Below are 18663 nucleotides of genomic sequence, written 5' to 3'. Positions count from 1 at the left end.
TTTAGAAACTGCGGCAACCTTTCAGCAACCTTGTTCATCCCTTACAGCTCTAAGGTTTGTACATGTTTGGTTGCTGGTTGCTCTTTACCATATCTCCGTTCTTGCATTTATCCCACAATTGATTAAATAAATATATTTGTTATCTACATAAATACATTTTTAATTTAATAAATCTATAAACTAGCAACCAGAACACTTCAAACCCTTATGGCCCTAAGGCTAATGCTGGTTGCTGAAAGGTTGCTGATTACGCAACACGAACGGCTCAATCTCTTATGGCTCTAAGGTTCATACTGGTTGCTAATAAGTTGCTGGTTTTGACTTAAACCCCTTCACTGTTTTCGATGTACCATTTATTTTCACTTTTTTATCTTTCCACTCCATACCATACTTAGTACAAACAGCATCTTTGAATTGTTTTTGCCCTAATGGATGCTGAACATGGTTATCTTTGCACCACTCGTCATATGCCTTTAGAGCATCCGTCCCTCTAACTTCTTCAAAAAACTGCTTATCATATTCAAAAAAGAAGTCGGCAAGTGGATCATTGTATTCCATAAAGTTCTGTTTCGCTTCCTCCGCCTTCTCGTTGTATGTTAAAATATCAACCTTGCGTTTTTTCATTTCTTTTATAGCATCTATCGCCAATTTCAAGACATATTCCCTTGCACTTACTGTTTCAAGTTGTTTCATGCTTTCCATTTCTGATATACGTTCTGAGTCATTCATAAAATTATGATCAAACGGTAAAATATGCAGTCGTTTATTAATCTGATTGCCATGCTCCCTAAAATTAGGATAGTGATTACTAGCTGTAATACATACTGTATTCATTTGTACTGTTTGACTACCCTTTCCTTTATATTCGATATCGACATACCCACCTGTAATGATAGTTTTTAATGTTCCACTATCACGTATTACCTCATCGGGTTGATCATCTACGATATTTGCCAATTTCCCATAAATGCTACTACCCGCGAAGGCATTTTCCGCCAATTTCTGCGGACTTATCGCTGATATGTTCTCCCCAGAATTGAATGTCTTCTGTATCATATATAAAACCGTAGATTTCCCGTTATGGGCGCTACGTCCATACAGATAAAACATTTTCGGAACTAACAAGGTTGGATACAAAACCGCTCCAAACATTTCATGAATATTTTTGATAGTAGGTAAATGTCCATCAGATACTTTCATCAGCGTTCTTTCAACAAATGAATCAAAAGCATTTGAATTATATTTTGTAGGTATCTTTTTGGTTACAAATACCTCTGGTGTAAACTCTTTAAATTCCATACTATCAAGATGCAATAAACCATTTTCTACTGCTATATAATTCTTGGATTCTTCATTTACTACTGGTGACATATCCATAATGTATTCTTGTACTTCACGCACTTGATTTCTTTTTAATATCTCCGCATCACGAACGAGTGAACGTAACTTCCTACACGTTTTATCAAGTTCATATATTCCAGTAGCTTTGTTGTAAACATAGATATCACCATCTTCATTTGGAAAACGCACAATTTTATTTTCCTGTAAAATGTACTCGACCATGATATGATGTAAAAAACTAGTCCTTCCGTTATTTTCGCTCCACCATGAGCCTTTTTTTATACCATTTGTTTCAACTTGTTCATTTACCAAACAATGAACGTCATTTTTTCGGTTGTAATCAGAACTATGGTTATAATCCGAAACAGAACTGTGGGTAGATTCAATTGCCTTTTCAATTGTCATTTGTCCATATGTACGACCATCAGAAGAATGTGGCTTGTCCCATTTATCCCGCATAAGACTTGTTTCACGGAACATAGAATCCATTTTCATTGGATCTTTATCCGTCCAGAATGCTAAGTGATTAGTAAGAGCCATATCTGTGGAAGAATGATCACTATTTATAAGCATTCCACAAAATAGATCTCTAATAGTTCTACCATTCTTACTATTAAACATTCGTTCCCATAGTTCTGAGTTTGAGAGATTACTTATGTTACTTTCCCTTGGAACAGCCAGTGTTTTTGGTGCTGCAGGCACTTCCTTCTTCTCTATATACTTTTGAAAGAGAATTTTTAAGTTTTCGGTTGATTCTTCCACAGTAAGATTATTTATACTATTAGCCGTAAACGTGAAATACCTTCCGTGCCTATATACTTCCAATCCAATAGTAGGATTTTTCTTGCCTGTACCTACTCCCCTCAAAGGTATCTTTCCTTTTGCAATGATGTGGATCCCATTACCACTTGGTGAGTATTCAGTGTAACTTGGAACAATATTCATAATATCCTGGGCTAATTCAGATAAATCTCCGTCTACAACGCATTTATCCAAGTCAATTCCAACGTAATCATCTTGTTTACTAAAAACAAATCCAATTCCGTTATATCCACCTTGCTGATATACTTCTACCACTTCTTCAAAACTTGACCAAGTGTTACGATTATTCGCCTGTGCCATTTTGCTGTTTACTTGGTAGGGAACCTTTGTCGGTTTACCATCTCGTTTCTCTTTGCGCCAAAGCACCCATTGAGGACAGTTTTTTAATTCTGTCGGTATATTATTAAAATGATCAATCATATTTTTCACCTCCATTGCTGTTAAATTAACTTGATGTTAAAATAGATCCAGTTAAACAAATCCTTTGAAAGATATATGAACCTCTAATTCATATATCTTTTTTATTGATTTTCCTTACTTGCTTTAACCACTTCCGTGAATAATCCATCTTTAATCTCATCCACTCTTTCATATTCTTTATTTAATTCATTTATCGTATGATTGAGTAGACGCCAATACACTCTTAGTTTTCTATGAAATCCACGAAAACAATAAATTTCCTCACCTTTGTATACAGCTGTATCCATATCCTCTACTAAGTGCGCTAAAAGAACTTCTACATCTGTTAAGGTCGCAACACTTACTCCCAGCGATCCCAATTCACCATCAAGTTCACTTGTGAAATTTTTCAAATTACTTTCTTCATAAGAAACATCTTTGAAATCTAATGAATTCTTTTTTGGTATTAAATCTGCTAAATTGGGTTTCTCATTGATTGCTACTAATTGATCCATATTTCTTCTCTCCTTATTTATTATTCATTTCATATAAACGTTTTTTAGCTGCTAATTCCATAGCTAGCAGCAAAGTAGGACTGTTCTTCGCTTCTGCACATTTCTTTCTTACTTCATGCCCTTTCATCATCCTTGTTGCTACAAATACTCCGTTCATATATTCCCCCCTTATTATGTATTGACGTCGCAACCGTCTTTTTCAGCTATAAGTTCCAACATTACATTTATTTTCGGTCCGCAATTCGACCATCTGACAAACAAAAAGTGCTATTTAGTTTAAAGCAAACTTTGATAAAGTTTTATATCGTTATTAGTAACATTCATATTGGAAGTCATATCATCCAAAAATTCATCTACTTCATTTTTCTTAAACAGATACTTGGTCCCAACTTTATAGTATGGTAATCCATTTTTGACTAACCGTTCTTCAATGGTCGGTTTACTAATGTTTAGATACTCGGACAACTCTTTATAAGTCATAAAGTATTTTTCTTTAGCCAATTCCTCGACTTTTTCATTAATAGCTTTTTCCAACATTGAATTAACCATCTTTTCATCAATCTGAACATTAAACAATTCAGACCACCCCCTTTCTATGAAACTTTATGACACATTTTATGTAAAAAAAATTTCATCAATAGTTATTTTAGATAGACCTTTTTCCCTAATTAAATCTCTTAAAATTACTTTTTCTCTATCTTTATACGCTGTAGCACCTTTTTCTTTTCTTCTTAAAGCCTGAACAGATATTCCGAAAAGTTCCGCTAATTCCTTCTGTGTTAAACCAATCAATTTTCTATAACCTTCAGGTTTTATTTTCAAGATTCCCCCTCCTCCTATCCGAATGAAACTTTATGACACCTCAATAGTAACAGTCCTTTTTCCATTAGTCAACAATAAAATGACACTTTATGAAACTTGATGTTTCTTTTTTTATTTAGGTATATTATAATTTGTTTCAAGAGGTGAAACTAAATGGACATAGATAAAAAAGCAGTAGGCATGAGGATTGCTGAAATAAGAAGAGATAAAGGATTGACATTAGAAGAATTCGGTAAGCTTGTTGATAATGCCGGAAAAAGCATTGTTTCAAAGTGGGAAAAAGGAAGCACATTACCAAATAATAAAAGAATAAAAATAATTTCTGAAATAGGCGATATAACAATTGATGATCTACTATATGGAAATATGGAAAATTTCATTTTTAATAACTTAGAAAAATTTTTTCCTGATGGAGAAAAATTTCTTCCGTCCATTATACCTGCTCTAGAAATTCGTAAATTAGCTCATGAGTTAGAGCAAAATAACATAAAGATTTCAAATATAGAAGAGGTTAAAAAAACTATTAATAGCAAAATTCCTCAATGGAAAGTTGATTTTCTAAAGGAAGTAAACAACTATTTAAAATTAATTTCAAATCATAAAGACTTAAAAAAACAAGTTTATGAAATTATGCAATCAGAAACATCATCACTTGAAAAATTAAGTTTAGTAGATGAGGTGTTTGAACATGCAAAATATTTTTCCTTTGAAGATAAAATAAAACTATTTCGTAGTATTCAGGATATTGTGAGCGTTTTGGAGACATTAGTTAATAATGAGTTCCGCTATACAGATACTTTTGCTTTTCCAATAGAAGAAGCAGCATTTATTAAGACTGTTGGAAACTTAAATGTCAATTTGGAAAATATGAAACAAAAACAACACCTGTATTACAAAATGAAAAATTCTCCTTTCCCTTCTAAAGAAAATCACTTTGAAATTTTAGTTCGTGTGAATAACAACAACAAATGTGATTTATTAACAAAAAACTGTGATTTGTTAATACATTATTTCCCTGAATTTAAACAGGATTTTCTAAACAAATATTTCAAAGAAACGCATATCAGTATTGTTTATAAAGATGATTTATATTTTGGTTTTTTAGATTCAACTTTAACTTTTAAAACAACAAGTAATTCCGAGATTTTTGAAATAAACTTAAAGGATAATTTTAAATCTTGCTATATCTTTCCTACTTCGGCAATTTTTTATTAAAATAATAAACCCAATAAAAAAAGGTGATCTCATGGCATACATCTATAAAAAGGGAAAAAAGTGGGCGTTCCGTGCATATATGGGTACTGATCCCGTAACAAAAAAGGAAATAAAAAAGAGTAAGTCTGGTTTTTTAACTCAAAAAGATGCAAAACTTGCAGCTGCTTTATTCGAAAGACAATTTCATAATGGCGAATATATCGAACCATTAAAAATAACCTTTGAAACAATGTGTAAGGATTGGTTAAAGCATTATGAATCTCAAGGAGCAAAAGTAAGTAGCATAAGAGCAAGAAAAATTGCTTTAGATCGTGTTATTGATGATTTTGGACAAATACCTATTCAAAAAATCACTAAAAAAGCATACCAAGATACAATAGATAAGTTAGCAAATACTTTCAGTTCCAATTATATTTCAAGTATTCATTCATCTACCAATATGGTTTTTGTGTATGCTCAAGAAAATAAATTGATTAAAGAGATACCAACTAAAGGAATTAAACTACCTAAAAAAAAGAAAACTGTCTCTGATCTTGAACAAGGTAATGAAATTCATGAAAAGTTTCTTGAAAAAGAAGAATTAGAGGAATTTCTAACGATTACTAAAAATGATGGATTAGAAGGTGACTTATTAGCCTTTACTATGCTAGCGTATACTGGCTTACGAATAGGCGAAATGATCGCTTTAAAGTGGTCTGATATTGATTTTGACGAACATACACTAAGAGTTATAAAAACTTACTACAATCCAACAAACAACAAGTTAAAATATACATTACTGACACCAAAAACAGAGGGTTCCATTCGTACAATAACAATAGACCCTCTTTTAGTAGATATGCTAACGCAACACAAACAACAACAAGAAAAAATAATAAAAGATAACAAACCTTTTTATAAAGACAATGATTTTATTTTTTCAACCAATGAAGGTTATCCTAAGACAATTAAGCATTTATCAATTAGAATGCAGCGATTACTTAAGAAAACATCTATACAAAAACAAGTAACACCTCATTCATTTAGACATACCCATACCTCTTTGTTAATTGAAGCAAATGTACACATAAAAGAGATACAAGAACGACTCGGTCACTCCGATATTAATACAACAATGGACATATACGCACACATGACAAAGAACATAAAAAAAGAGGCTTCCAATAAGTTTAGTAACTTAATGAAAGACCTCTCTAAAAATCTTATTGACTAATATCGGTCACTTTTCCGGACACTATATTAGGTGTAAAGACTTATAAATGTTGATATAACAAGGTTTTTACACCTAAATTACATCATTCCGCCCATACCGCCCATGCCCATGCCGCCCATGTCAGGCATTGCTGGTGCATTTGGTTCTGGCTTGTCAGCTACTACAGCTTCAGTTGTTAAGAACATAGCTGCAACAGATGCTGCGTTTTGAAGTGCAGAACGAGTTACTTTAGCTGGATCTACGATACCAGACTCAAGCATGTTAACCCACTCGCCAGTAGCTGCATTGAAACCAACACCTACTTTTTCGCCTTTTAGACGCTCTACAACTACAGATCCTTCTAGACCAGCGTTGATTGCGATTTGACGAACTGGCTCTTCTAGTGCACGAAGTACAATGTTGATACCTGTTGCTTCGTCGCCTTCAGCTACAATAGAAGCTACTTTCGTGTATACGTTCATAAGTGAAGTACCACCACCTGCAACGATACCTTCTTCTACTGCTGCACGAGTTGAGTTAAGTGCATCTTCAATGCGAAGTTTGCGCTCTTTTAACTCAGTTTCAGTTGCTGCACCGACTTTAATTACTGCTACGCCACCTGCAAGTTTCGCAAGACGCTCTTGTAATTTTTCACGATCGAATTCAGAAGTTGTTTCTTCTAATTGCGCACGAATTTGACCAATGCGAGCTGCGATTTGCTCTGTATTTCCAATACCTTCAACTACAGTTGTGTTTTCTTTTGTAACAACAACTTTACCAGCACGTCCTAAAGATTCAACTGTAGCAGATTTTAAGTCACGACCTAATTCTTCAGTGATTACTTCGCCACCAGTTAAGATTGCGATATCTTCTAGCATTGCTTTACGACGGTCACCAAATCCAGGAGCTTTAACAGCTACTACATTGAATGTACCACGAAGTTTGTTCACTACTAATGTAGCTAAAGCTTCGCCTTCTACATCTTCAGCAATGATAAGAAGTGGTTTACCTTGTTGTACCACTTGCTCTAATACTGGTAAGATTTCTTGGATGTTAGAAATCTTTTTGTCAGTAATTAAGATGTATGGGTTATCAAGAACTGCTTCCATTTTGTCAGAATCAGTAATCATGTAAGGAGATGCATATCCACGATCAAATTGCATACCTTCTACTACGTCTAATTCTGTTGTGAATCCTTTAGACTCTTCTAAAGTAATAACGCCGTCGTTACCAACGCGCTCCATTGCTTCAGCGATTAATTGACCTACTTCTTCGTCAGCTGCAGAAATAGCAGCTACTTGTGCGATAGAAGATTTGCCTTCGATTGGTTTAGAAATCGTTTTTAATTCTTCAATTGCAGCAGTAACAGCTTTTTCGATACCTTTACGAAGACCCATTGGGTTAGCACCAGCTGTTACGTTTTTAAGACCTTCACGAATCATAGCTTGCGCTAATACAGTTGCAGTTGTTGTTCCGTCACCAGCTACATCGTTTGTTTTGCTAGCAACTTCTGCTACTAATTTCGCACCCATGTTTTCGAATGCATCTTCTAATTCGATTTCTTTTGCGATTGTTACACCATCATTTGTAATAAGTGGTGAACCAAATTTTTTCTCAAGTACAACGTTACGACCTTTTGGTCCAAGCGTTACTTTTACTGCGTTTGCAAGAGTGTCGACACCGCGAAGCATCGAACGACGTGCTTCTTCACTAAATTTAATATCTTTTGCCATAATAATTGACCCCCTTGGATTTTTTAAGATTTATATAATTAACCGATAACTGCTAAAATGTCACTTTCACGTAAAATCAAGTAGTCTGTACCTTCATATTTCACTTCAGTACCTGCATATTTTGAGAAGATGATAAGATCACCTGCTGCTACCTCTAAAGCAACACGCTCACCATTTTCAAGCACTCGACCAGTACCTACTGCAACAACTTTACCCTCTTGTGGTTTTTCTTTTGCAGTATCTGGTAATACAATACCACTTGCTGTTTTTTCTTCTGCTTGAACAAGCTCAATTACAACGCGATCACCTAATGGCTTTAGCATGAACAATAACCTCCTCATTTTGTTATGTAAATTTTATTTATTAGCACTCAAGTCACCCGAGTGCTAACACACTTATAATAATAAATAATCTCAATTTCTTTTGCAAGTAAAAAAATCATAATTTTTTCGCAAATTACTATATAAACTTTCTATATAGAATACCGCCTTTACTATATGAAGCATTGTTTCCACTGCTCGTATGTTACAATATGAAAGGACACCCTAAGTTGTTTTCGCTATACACACAACTTTCTCCTGTCTTCTATTATAATTTCAAATAAGGATTTACGAAAAAAACATAATTTAAGTGAGGTTTATATCGTAGGTAGCATATTCACATGTTATCCTAACTTATCTCATACACTATAGTTAGAAAGGATGGTTAAACCATTTGAAAAAACAATATTGGTGGGTTATCGTTACATACATTTTAATGCAGTTATCTGGCGTTGTTGGATTACCACTTCTCCTAAAAACAGGACTCTATGATAATAGAGGGTTTACCATTGAGGAAAAAGGACAAATCATAACGGGACACTGGGCAATTATTAGCTTCTTTGTTGCATTATGTATCGTACTTTGGTTACTTAGAACAGATATTCGTGACAGGCATTTAGATGCAACGCGCTCTTCTGTTCCAGCTACAATTGGATGGGTTTTCATCGGATTCTTCTTAGCAATCATCTCACAATCCATTGCAGGTATGATTGAAATGTATGTATTAGGGGTTCCACGTGGATCTGAGAATACAGACAGACTAATGGACATCGCAAGAACGATACCTTGGTTCCTTATTGTTGTATCTATAATTGGACCTATCTTAGAAGAAATCGTATTTAGAAAAATTCTATTCGGCACGCTTTATAAGAGGTTTAATTTCTTCGTTGCAGCTATCATTAGTTCGCTTGTATTCGCAGCAATTCATTTTGATTTTACTCACTTATTGGTATACACTTCTATGGGGCTCGTATTCGCCTTTTTATATGTAAAATCGAAGCGCATTATCGTTCCTATTGCAGCTCATGTTGCGATGAATACATTAGTCGCTATTGGGCAAATTTTTATGAGCAATGAGCAAATTCAAGAAATGATTAAAGAAGCTGAAAAAATGCAAGGATTTATCGGAGGATTTTTTGTATGAGAAACTCACCATTGTTCATGGCTGCATTATACTTCCTTCTTGGATGTATCTTTACACGCTTCGCCATTACGAACGTGACAGATACAATCTGGAATGTGTGGACAATACTATTTGCAGTTATGGCAACAATTGATTTTAATTTGGCACTTCGCCTTATATTAGTTAAATTCACAAAGAAGAAACAATAATAAAACGCAGAGGTCGCTTCCTCTGCGTTTTATTGTGGATAGTTCTTCAAAAAGTAAACTAATGTTTGTAACTCTACAGCTAAATCAATATGATGAATTCTAATATTCTCTGATACGTTTAATCGTGCTGGTGTAAAATTCAAAATACCGTGCACGCTCGTTTCAGCTAACCTATCTGCTACAGCTTGCGCTACTGTAGCCGGTACTGTTAATATTGCCACTTGTATATCATTTGATAATCTCTCTTCTAATTCATCTAAATGATATACAGGAATGCCCCCGATTTCTGTTCCAACTTTCTCTTCACTAACATCAAATGCCATTTCAATTTTTGTATTATTGTTTTTCGTGAAATTATAATGTAAGAAAGCGGTCCCTAAATTACCTACTCCAATAAGTGCTACACGCGTTATATCATCTTGATCAAGTGTTTCGCGGAAAAATGATAATAAATAATTTACGTTATATCCATATCCCTTTTTCCCTAACGCTCCAAAATACGAAAAATCTCTTCGTATTGTTGCGGAATCTACTTTTACCGCTTCACTCAATTCGGCCGATGAAACACGCTGCTTACCAGAAAGAGATAAGTTTTGGATAAATCGATAGTATAGAGGCAATCTTTTAGCAGTGGCTTGTGGAATCTTTTGCTGATCCATATGACCTCTCCTCTCTTCCTATCTTTATTCATATACTTTAATCAAATACAGAAGTTTAGCACTCATTAAATTCCTTGTATAATAAAGAGAAGAAGTATTCTCTCTTTATTTTAAACTATACACTATTTTTAGTATGATTGAGAAATATAAACATGGCAAAGTTAAGAAATTATTTGAGGTGAGAACATTGATTTTATTACAAGTAAATGGACTTTCGAAATTATACGGTGCAGAAACAATTCTTGCAAACATAAAATTGGAAGTACAAACAAAAGATCGTATCGCATTAGTTGGAAGGAATGGAGCTGGAAAATCTACATTATTAAAAATTATCGCTGGTGAGTTATCACATGATGGTGGCGAAATTATAAAACCGAAAGATGTCTCAATCGGGTATTTAGCTCAAAATACCGGCCTAGAAACGTCTTTAACAATTTGGGATGAAATGCTAACCGTCTTTACCCACTTACAGCAAATGGAGACAAAACTTCGAAGGCTTGAGCAAGAAATGGGAAAAGAAGAAAACTTTTCAAACGAAGCTATATATGAAAGATTGTTAGCTGATTATGACCAATTGCAACTCAATTATAAAGATCAAGGTGGATATCAATATGAAGCGGATATTCGCTCCATTTTAAGCGGCCTTGGCTTCCCAGTTGAAACACACCAGACGACGATCTCTACTTTAAGTGGCGGGCAAAAAACAAGATTAGCTCTCGGGAAATTATTATTAACAAAACCAGACTTACTTATTTTGGACGAGCCTACAAACCATTTAGACATCGAAACATTAACATGGCTTGAGCAATATTTACAAGGTTATCCTGGCGCAATATTAATCGTTTCCCATGACCGTTATTTCTTAGACAAACTCGTTACACAAGTATATGAAATTTCGAATAAAGAAAGCAGACGATTTGTTGGTAACTACAGTAAATATTTAGACTTAAAATCAGCATTATATGATCAAGAAATGAAACGTTACGAAAAACAACAAGATGAAATCGCAAAACTTGAGGACTTCGTTCAAAAGAATATAGCTCGCGCTTCTACAACGAAACGTGCTCAAAGTCGCCGTAAACAACTAGACAGAATGGAATTATTAACGAGACCATTAGGGGATTCTAAGTCAGCATCATTCCACTTTGATATTGAAAAACAAAGTGGAAATGATGTTTTACAAGTAAAAGATGCGACCATCGGCTATGAGGAGGACCCTATAATTGAACACGTAACTATGCGCTTAACTCGCGGAGATAGTGTTGCCTTAGTTGGTCCAAACGGAATTGGGAAATCCACATTATTAAAATCTATTGTGAATAAGTTACCACTATTAAATGGTAATGTTTCTTTCGGATCAAATGTATCTGTTGGTTATTATGATCAAGAACAAGCAAACTTAACATCTTCTAAACGAGTTTTAAATGAACTATGGGATGAATATCCACTGCAACCTGAAAAAGAAATCCGTACTATACTCGGGAATTTTTTATTCACAGGAGATGATGTACTGAAACCAGTATCTTCCCTTAGTGGCGGACAAAAAGCTCGATTAGCTCTTGCGAAACTTATGATGCAAAAGTCAAATTTATTAATTCTGGATGAGCCTACGAACCACCTTGATTTAAATAGTAAAGAGATTTTAGAGAATGCTTTAATTGATTATCCAGGGACTCTTCTATTTGTCTCACATGACCGCTACTTTATTAACCGTGTAACAACGACTGTGGTTGAGTTATCAACAGAAGGCGCACAGGAATATTTAGGGGATTACGATTACTATGTGGAGAAGAAAAATGAAATGATTGAACGTGCAGCATTTGAACAACAAGAACAGCAAGAAAATCAGGCACCTGTTCAAAAAACTGTAGCTCAAGAAAAATTAAATTATCTCGAAGAAAAAGAGCGTAAACAATTAGAACGTCAACGCACTCGAAAAATTGAAGAGCTAGAACAAAATATCGTAAACTTAGAAGAAGAAATTGCTACGTTAGAAGATCAACTTTGCTTACCAGAAATATATGCAGATTATGAAAAAGCTAGTGAAATTACAACTAAAAAGCAAACGCTACAAGAACAGCTTGAAACTTGTATGGCAGAGTGGGAAGAGCTGCATGTATAAGAGTATTTAAATAAGGAAGATGTCTCATCAGTCATGATTTTTGACTATGCGACATCTTTTTTCTTTAAGTACATAAATAATTTTTTGGATATATCAATGGTAACTGGGAATATATCAACGATTTTTCAAATACATCTATCGTAACCCTATATACATAAACGATTCGACACGAAATATCGATTTACCGACAAGGATTGACAATATCAGCACCCTCTATAATGGAGGGATATTAAAAAATGTTTTTCGGGGATATCTTCTTGCTTTTTATTTCCCGAAAAACAATACACTCAAAGGTCAGACTTCATCTAGTTTATCCACAAGTTTATACACATATCCACCTTTATAAAATAACTATTAAACCAACTTTTCCACATTATCCACAGCCAACGAAAAAGTTACCAACACTTTATATACACAATAAAACCCACATTATCAACAGATAACATGGGTTTTATCCACAAGCTGTGGTTAATTATGTGCATAACTATGCTTCAATATCTAATCCTGGATTCGCATTTAAGGCTAATGTTGCACGCTTGCCTTGTTCATACGCAATTGTCCCTGCCGCTGCAATCATTGCTGCATTATCTGTGCATAAAGATAGCGGTGGAATAATTAGTTCAATGTTTTCTTTTTGTGCAAATTCTTCTTCTAATCGCGCACGAAGTCCTTTATTAGCAGCTACTCCACCAGCAAGAAGTAATTGCTTTACATTATAAGCCTCTGCTGCACGAGCTGCTTTCGTTACAAGTACATCTATTACACTTTCTTGGAAACTTGCCGCTAAATCTTCTGGTTTAATTTCTATACCACGTTGTTTCGCGTTATGCACAGTGTTGATAACTGCTGATTTCAATCCACTAAAGCTAAAATCATATGAATTCGGTTCTAGCCATGCACGAGGCAAATCAATTGTTGGTTCTCCTTCATGTGCAAGACGATCAATATGAGGACCACCTGGATATGGCATAGATAACGTACGAGCTACTTTATCATATGCTTCTCCAGCTGCATCATCTCGCGTTTCACCAATTACTTCAAATGAACCATGTTCTTTCATATAAACAAGTTCTGTATGCCCACCAGATACAACAAGTGATAATAGCGGGAATTGAACTTCTTTTACTAAACGGTTCGCATAAATATGGCCAGCAATATGATGAACACCGACTAACGGAATATCATGTGCAAAAGCTACTGCCTTCGCTGCATTTACCCCAATTAAAAGTGCTCCTACTAAACCAGGCCCTTCTGTTACAGCAATTGCATCAATATCATCAAATGTGATGTTTGCTTCTTTTAAAGCTTCTTCTAACACAACTGTAATTTCTTCTACATGATGACGGGATGCAATCTCTGGTACAACGCCGCCAAAACGTTTATGACTTTCAATTTGTGATGCAACGACATTCGCAATAATTTCCGTTCCATTTTTAACAACCGCTACCGCTGTTTCATCACAGCTCGTTTCAATCCCAAGTATAATCGTATTTTTTCCCATTATATATTCACCCACATTACAAGACCATCTTCCTGATTGTCTGCATAGTATCGTTTACGAATTCCACCATTTTGAAATCCGTATTTTTTGTATAACTGCTTTGCTACTTCATTTGATACACGTACTTCAAGCGTCATTGTTTTTACCCCTAGTTCTTTCGCTTCTGAAATAACTGCTTTCAATAAGGCATCTCCTAATTTTTGACCTCGGTATTCTGGCAAAATAGCTATATTTGTTATATGTGATTCATCAATAATTATCCACAATCCACAATATCCGATTACACGACCATCTTTTTCTAACACAATATAATGTGCATGTTCATTCATCGTTAATTCACGGTGAAAGGCATCTGCAGTCCAAGGAGTTGAAAAAGACACTTCTTCAATAGCTACAATTTGAGCAATATCATCAAGTTCCATCTTTCTAAATATCATATCCATCTTCTGCAAGGCCCCTACTTGTTTTGACTTTCTAACCACTTTGTTTCAGCTTCAGCTAAACGAAGATAGCTCGGAACAAACGTATGCACATCTTGTTCTTCTTTTTGTAACCCTAAGAATGCTAGCTCACTTGGTCTTGGATTATTTTTAGTAAACGGAGCGAATACAGCTTGATCACCTAAATGTTCTATAATTATTTCTTTATGCAATTTAACATCATTACCGATAAATAAAACAGGCTGTCCTTTATCTTTTAACATTTGCAACCAGTCCACAATAAGAATAATTCGGTCTTCTTCTATTGAAGTTAACTGCTCTCCTTCATATGTATATAATCCAGTATAAATTTGCCCACGTCTTCCATCAAATAAAGGACAAATTAACCCATTAAAGTTAGCACCGTTTGCAGCTACTACCTCTAAACTTGATACACCTACAATTGGTATTTGAAGTGACCAAGCTAATGTTTTTGCCGCTGTCACGCCTATGCGAACACCTGTATATGATCCAGGTCCAGCAGCTACTACGATTTTAGTTAATTCCTTCGGTTTTACACCACATTCTTTTAACAGTTGCTCTACAGCTGGCATAAGACGTACAGAATGGTTTTTCGTCAAATTTGTAATAATTTCCCCAATCACGTTTCCTTCCTCAATAAGGGATACACCCATTACGTAATTTGAAGTATCAATTGCTAGTACTTTCATCTTGTAATAGCTCCTCACATAATCTAATATAGCGATCTCCAATTGGCTCGAGTATAATTTTTCTTGTGTCATCTCCCGCATGGAATAAACTAATTTGTAACTTTTCATTCGGTAAATATGCTTCTATTAAATGAGCCCATTCCACTACCGTAATTCCTTCACCGTAGAAATACTCATCAAAGCCTAAGTCCTCTTCGCTTTCTGCTAAGCGATACACGTCCATATGATATAGCGGTAATCTTCCTTTATATTCTTTAATAATATTAAAGGTAGGACTATTTACAACTCTTTTCACTCCAAGACCTTTTGCTAGTCCCTTTGTAAAAGTCGTCTTACCAGCTCCAAGATCTCCTTCTAAAATAATTACATCTTGTGCCTCTACGAGTTCACCTAGTTTTTCTGATAACCTTTGTGTTTCCTCAGAAGATTTTGTTGTTACTTCATATTTGCTCACAGACTTCACCTACTTTACTCACAATGTTCTCTGCTCTTTATTATACAGGTTTTGAATATATAAAAAAGTCCTTAGGAGTTGTCCTAAGGATAGTTTGACTGTCTTTATTAGTTTTTTGTTAAAACAAATAAAAAAATACGAAACAATTTGTTTCGTTCTTTTCTTTATATAAAATGGCGGTCCCGACCGGGGTCGAACCGGCGATCTCCTGCGTGACAGGCAGGCATGTTAACCACTACACCACGGGACCATTTGGTTGCGGGGACAGGATTTGAACCTGCGACCTTCGGGTTATGAGCCCGACGAGCTACCGTACTGCTCCACCCCGCGATGATATAAATAGCTTGGCGACGTCCTACTCTCACAGGGACAAGGTCCCAACTACCATCGGCGCTAGAGAGCTTAACTTCCGTGTTCGGTATGGGAACGGGTGTGACCTCTCTGCCATCATCACCAAACTATTGAAGGCATATTCCTTCAAAACTAGATAACATTTGCTACATATTATATGGTTAAGTCCTCGATCTATTAGTATTCGTCAGCTCCACATGTCACCATGCTTCCACCTCGAACCTATCAACCTGATCATCTTTCAGGGATCTTACTAGCTTACGCTATGGGAAATCTCATCTTGAGGGGGGCTTCATGCTTAGATGCTTTCAGCACTTATCCCTTCCGCACATAGCTACCCAGCTATGCCCTTGGCAGAACAACTGGTACACCAGCGGTGCGTCCATCCCGGTCCTCTCGTACTAAGGACAGCTCCTCTCAAATTTCCTACGCCCACGACGGATAGGGACCGAACTGTCTCACGACGTTCTGAACCCAGCTCGCGTACCGCTTTAATGGGCGAACAGCCCAACCCTTGGGACCGACTACAGCCCCAGGATGCGATGAGCCGACATCGAGGTGCCAAACCTCCCCGTCGATGTGGACTCTTGGGGGAGATAAGCCTGTTATCCCCGGGGTAGCTTTTATCCGTTGAGCGATGGCCCTTCCATGCGGAACCACCGGATCACTAAGCCCGACTTTCGTCCCTGCTCGACTTGTAGGTCTCGCAGTCAAGCTCCCTTATGCCTTTGCACTCTACGAATGATTTCCAACCATTCTGAGGGAACCTTTGGGCGCCTCCGTTACACTTTAGGAGGCGACCGCCCCAGTCAAACTGCCCACCTGACACTGTCTCCCGGGTCGATAAGACCCGTAGGTTAGAATTTCAATACAGTCAGGGCGGTATCCCACCAGCGCCTCCACCGAAGCTAGCGCTCCGGTTTCAATGGCTCCCGCCTATCCTGTACAAACTGTACCAAAATTCAATATCAGGCTACAGTAAAGCTCCACGGGGTCTTTCCGTCCTGTCGCGGGTAACCTGCATCTTCACAGGTACTATAATTTCACCGAGTCTCTGGTTGAGACAGTGCCCAAATCGTTACACCTTTCGTGCGGGTCGGAACTTACCCGACAAGGAATTTCGCTACCTTAGGACCGTTATAGTTACGGCCGCCGTTTACTGGGGCTTCAGTTCAGAGCTTCGCTTACGCTAACCCCTCTCCTTAACCTTCCAGCACCGGGCAGGTGTCACCCCTATACTTCGCCTTACGGCTTCGCAGAGAGCTGTGTTTTTGCTAAACAGTCGCTTGGGCCTATTCACTGCGGCTTTCCGTTAAGAAAGCACCCCTTCTCCCGAAGTTACGGGGTCATTTTGCCGAGTTCCTTAACCAGAGTTCTCTCGCACACCTTAGGATTCTCTCCTCGCCTACCTGTGTCGGTTTGCGGTACAGGCACCTTTTATCTCGCTAGAAGCTTTTCTTGGCAGCGGGGAATCAAAGACTTCGCTCCATAAGGAGCTTCCCCATCACAGCTCAGCCTTCACGATAAGCGGATTTGCCTACTTATCAGCCTAACTGCTTGGACGTGCACAACCAATCGCACGCTTCTTCTATCCTTCTGCGTCCCTCCATTGCTCAAACGATAAAGAGGTGGTACAGGAATATCAACCTGTTGTCCATCGCCTACGCCTGTCGGCCTCGGCTTAGGTCCTGACTAACCCTGAGCGGACGAGCCTTCCTCAGGAAACCTTAGGCATTCGGTGGACGGGATTCTCACCCGTCTTTCGCTACTCATACCGGCATTCTCACTTCTAAGCGCTCCACCAGTCCTTCCGGTCTGACTTCACTGCACTTAGAACGCTCCCCTACCACTGATACCATTGGTATCAATTCGCAGCTTCGGTGGTGTATTTAGCCCCGGTACATTTTCGGCGCAGAGTCACTCGACTAGTGAGCTATTACGCACTCTTTAAATGGTGGCTGCTTCTAAGCCAACATCCTAGTTGTCTAAGCAACTCCACATCCTTTTCCACTTAATACACACTTTGGGACCTTAGCTGGCGATCTGGGCTGTTTCCCTCTTGACTACGGATCTTATCACTCGCAGTCTGACTCCTAAGGATAAGTCATTGGCATTCGGAGTTTGACTGAATTCGGTAATCCGATGAGGACCCCTAGTTCAATCAGTGCTCTACCTCCAAGACTCTTACACTTAAGGCTAGCCCTAAAGCTATTTCGGGGAGAACCAGCTATCTCCAGGTTCGATTGGAATTTCTCCGCTACCCACACCTCATCCCCGCACTTTTCAACGTGCGTGGGTTCGGGCCTCCATTCAGTGTTACCTGAACTTCACCCTGGACATGGGTAGATCACCTGGTTTCGGGTCTACGACCACGTACTAAACGCCCTATTCAGACTCGCTTTCGCTGCGGCTCCGCCTCTTCAGCTTAACCTTGCACGGGATCGTAACTCGCCGGTTCATTCTACAAAAGGCACGCCATCACCCATTAACGGGCTCTGACTATTTGTAGGCACACGGTTTCAGGATCTCTTTCACTCCCCTTCCGGGGTGCTTTTCACCTTTCCCTCACGGTACTGGTTCACTATCGATCACTAGGGAGTATTTAGCCTTGGGAGATGGTCCTCCCAGATTCCGACGGAATTTCACGTGTTCCGCCGTACTCAGGATACATTCAAGAGAGAACGAAGTTTCGACTACGGGGTTGTTACCCTCTACGACGGACCTTTCCAGGTCGC

General features: G+C 37.5%; 17 protein-coding genes, 2 tRNA genes and 2 rRNA genes (1 of these 21 running past the window's edge). 5 read left to right on the top strand and 16 right to left on the bottom strand.

Translation table 11 applies throughout. The annotated features are described in order from the left end of the window. Nucleotides 1-300: 300 nt before the first annotated feature. From JFU02_RS20680 to JFU02_RS20660, 5 genes are all read right to left on the bottom strand, one after another. The gene (locus JFU02_RS20680) at nucleotides 301-2583 is read right to left on the bottom strand and encodes a phage/plasmid primase, P4 family (RefSeq protein ID WP_201063695.1); all 2283 of its coding nucleotides are present in this window, start codon (nucleotides 2581-2583) and stop codon (nucleotides 301-303) included. Nucleotides 2584-2684: 101 nt separating this feature from the next. Next, nucleotides 2685-3077: a hypothetical protein gene (locus JFU02_RS20675; protein ID WP_201063698.1), complete on the bottom strand. Its 393-nt coding sequence runs from the start codon at nucleotides 3075-3077 to the stop codon at nucleotides 2685-2687. A 13-nt stretch (nucleotides 3078-3090) separates the two neighbouring features. Then, complete coding sequence (locus tag JFU02_RS20670) at nucleotides 3091-3234, bottom strand: hypothetical protein (protein WP_172795160.1); 144 nt, start codon at nucleotides 3232-3234, stop codon at nucleotides 3091-3093. Nucleotides 3235-3353: 119 nt separating this feature from the next. Next, nucleotides 3354-3653, bottom strand: a complete 300-nt coding sequence (locus JFU02_RS20665) for a helix-turn-helix domain-containing protein (RefSeq protein WP_201063700.1) — start codon at nucleotides 3651-3653, stop codon at nucleotides 3354-3356. Nucleotides 3654-3692: 39 nt separating this feature from the next. Continuing rightward, complete coding sequence (locus JFU02_RS20660) at nucleotides 3693-3899, bottom strand: helix-turn-helix domain-containing protein (protein WP_201063701.1); 207 nt, start codon at nucleotides 3897-3899, stop codon at nucleotides 3693-3695. Nucleotides 3900-4052: 153 nt separating this feature from the next. On the opposite strand from JFU02_RS20660, the gene JFU02_RS20655 reads away from it, so the two are divergent. Then, nucleotides 4053-5114: a helix-turn-helix domain-containing protein gene (locus tag JFU02_RS20655; protein ID WP_201071541.1), complete on the top strand. Its 1062-nt coding sequence runs from the start codon at nucleotides 4053-4055 to the stop codon at nucleotides 5112-5114. Between the two features lie 31 nt (nucleotides 5115-5145). Then, nucleotides 5146-6327: a site-specific integrase gene (locus tag JFU02_RS20650; RefSeq protein ID WP_201071540.1), complete on the top strand. Its 1182-nt coding sequence runs from the start codon at nucleotides 5146-5148 to the stop codon at nucleotides 6325-6327. Nucleotides 6328-6404: 77 nt separating this feature from the next. On the opposite strand, the gene groL is transcribed toward JFU02_RS20650, so the two are convergent. After that, on the bottom strand, nucleotides 6405-8039 hold the full coding sequence (gene groL / locus JFU02_RS20645; RefSeq protein ID WP_001029992.1) for a chaperonin GroEL: 1635 nt from the start codon (nucleotides 8037-8039) through the stop codon (nucleotides 6405-6407). 38 nt (nucleotides 8040-8077) lie between these two features. Then, complete coding sequence (gene groES / locus JFU02_RS20640) at nucleotides 8078-8362, bottom strand: co-chaperone GroES (protein WP_000917311.1); 285 nt, start codon at nucleotides 8360-8362, stop codon at nucleotides 8078-8080. A gap of 391 nt (nucleotides 8363-8753) precedes the next feature. Between groES and JFU02_RS20635 the strand changes: the two genes are divergently transcribed. Then, a complete protein-coding gene (locus tag JFU02_RS20635; RefSeq protein WP_061667828.1) occupies nucleotides 8754-9503 on the top strand; it encodes a CPBP family intramembrane glutamic endopeptidase in 750 nt (249 codons plus the stop codon). Further along, entirely contained in the window at nucleotides 9500-9691 is a 192-nt protein-coding gene (locus JFU02_RS20630; protein WP_001246204.1) for a YdiK family protein, read from the top strand. The genes JFU02_RS20635 and JFU02_RS20630 overlap by 4 nt, the downstream gene beginning before the upstream one ends. Nucleotides 9692-9720: 29 nt before the next feature. On the opposite strand, the gene JFU02_RS20625 is transcribed toward JFU02_RS20630, so the two are convergent. Further along, nucleotides 9721-10350 (bottom strand): redox-sensing transcriptional repressor Rex, encoded by a 630-nt coding sequence (locus JFU02_RS20625; RefSeq protein ID WP_000372699.1) that lies wholly within the window; start codon nucleotides 10348-10350, stop codon nucleotides 9721-9723. A 187-nt stretch (nucleotides 10351-10537) separates the two neighbouring features. Between JFU02_RS20625 and JFU02_RS20620 the strand changes: the two genes are divergently transcribed. After that, on the top strand, nucleotides 10538-12472 hold the full coding sequence (locus JFU02_RS20620) for an ABC-F family ATP-binding cassette domain-containing protein (RefSeq protein WP_242488083.1): 1935 nt from the start codon (nucleotides 10538-10540) through the stop codon (nucleotides 12470-12472). A 484-nt stretch (nucleotides 12473-12956) separates the two neighbouring features. Here JFU02_RS20620 and tsaD read toward each other — a convergent pair whose 3' ends face one another. The 8 genes from tsaD to JFU02_RS20580 form a co-directional block, all read right to left on the bottom strand. Continuing rightward, entirely contained in the window at nucleotides 12957-13973 is a 1017-nt protein-coding gene (gene tsaD, locus JFU02_RS20615; protein ID WP_086406025.1) for a tRNA (adenosine(37)-N6)-threonylcarbamoyltransferase complex transferase subunit TsaD, read from the bottom strand. Then, the gene (gene rimI, locus JFU02_RS20610) at nucleotides 13973-14416 is read right to left on the bottom strand and encodes a ribosomal protein S18-alanine N-acetyltransferase (RefSeq protein ID WP_000367207.1); all 444 of its coding nucleotides are present in this window, start codon (nucleotides 14414-14416) and stop codon (nucleotides 13973-13975) included. The genes tsaD and rimI overlap by 1 nt, the downstream gene beginning before the upstream one ends. A 14-nt stretch (nucleotides 14417-14430) precedes the next feature. After that, entirely contained in the window at nucleotides 14431-15123 is a 693-nt protein-coding gene (tsaB, locus tag JFU02_RS20605) for a tRNA (adenosine(37)-N6)-threonylcarbamoyltransferase complex dimerization subunit type 1 TsaB (RefSeq protein WP_000865770.1), read from the bottom strand. Next, the gene (tsaE, locus tag JFU02_RS20600; protein ID WP_000049642.1) at nucleotides 15104-15577 is read right to left on the bottom strand and encodes a tRNA (adenosine(37)-N6)-threonylcarbamoyltransferase complex ATPase subunit type 1 TsaE; all 474 of its coding nucleotides are present in this window, start codon (nucleotides 15575-15577) and stop codon (nucleotides 15104-15106) included. The genes tsaB and tsaE overlap by 20 nt, the downstream gene beginning before the upstream one ends. Nucleotides 15578-15751: 174 nt before the next feature. Then, a tRNA-Asp gene (locus tag JFU02_RS20595) sits at nucleotides 15752-15827 on the bottom strand. A 3-nt stretch (nucleotides 15828-15830) separates the two neighbouring features. Next, a tRNA-Met gene (locus JFU02_RS20590) sits at nucleotides 15831-15907 on the bottom strand. 12 nt (nucleotides 15908-15919) lie between these two features. Beyond that, a 5S ribosomal RNA gene (rrf, locus tag JFU02_RS20585) occupies nucleotides 15920-16035 on the bottom strand. A 50-nt stretch (nucleotides 16036-16085) separates the two neighbouring features. After that, nucleotides 16086-18663 (bottom strand): 23S ribosomal RNA (locus JFU02_RS20580); it runs 343 nt beyond the window's last position.

This window comes from Bacillus sp. TH13, from assembly GCF_016651175.1.
GTDB lineage: Bacteria > Bacillota > Bacilli > Bacillales > Bacillaceae_G > Bacillus_A > Bacillus_A thuringiensis_S.
Note: the sequence above shows the minus strand (reverse complement) of the source record. Positions and strands in the feature narration are given on the sequence as shown.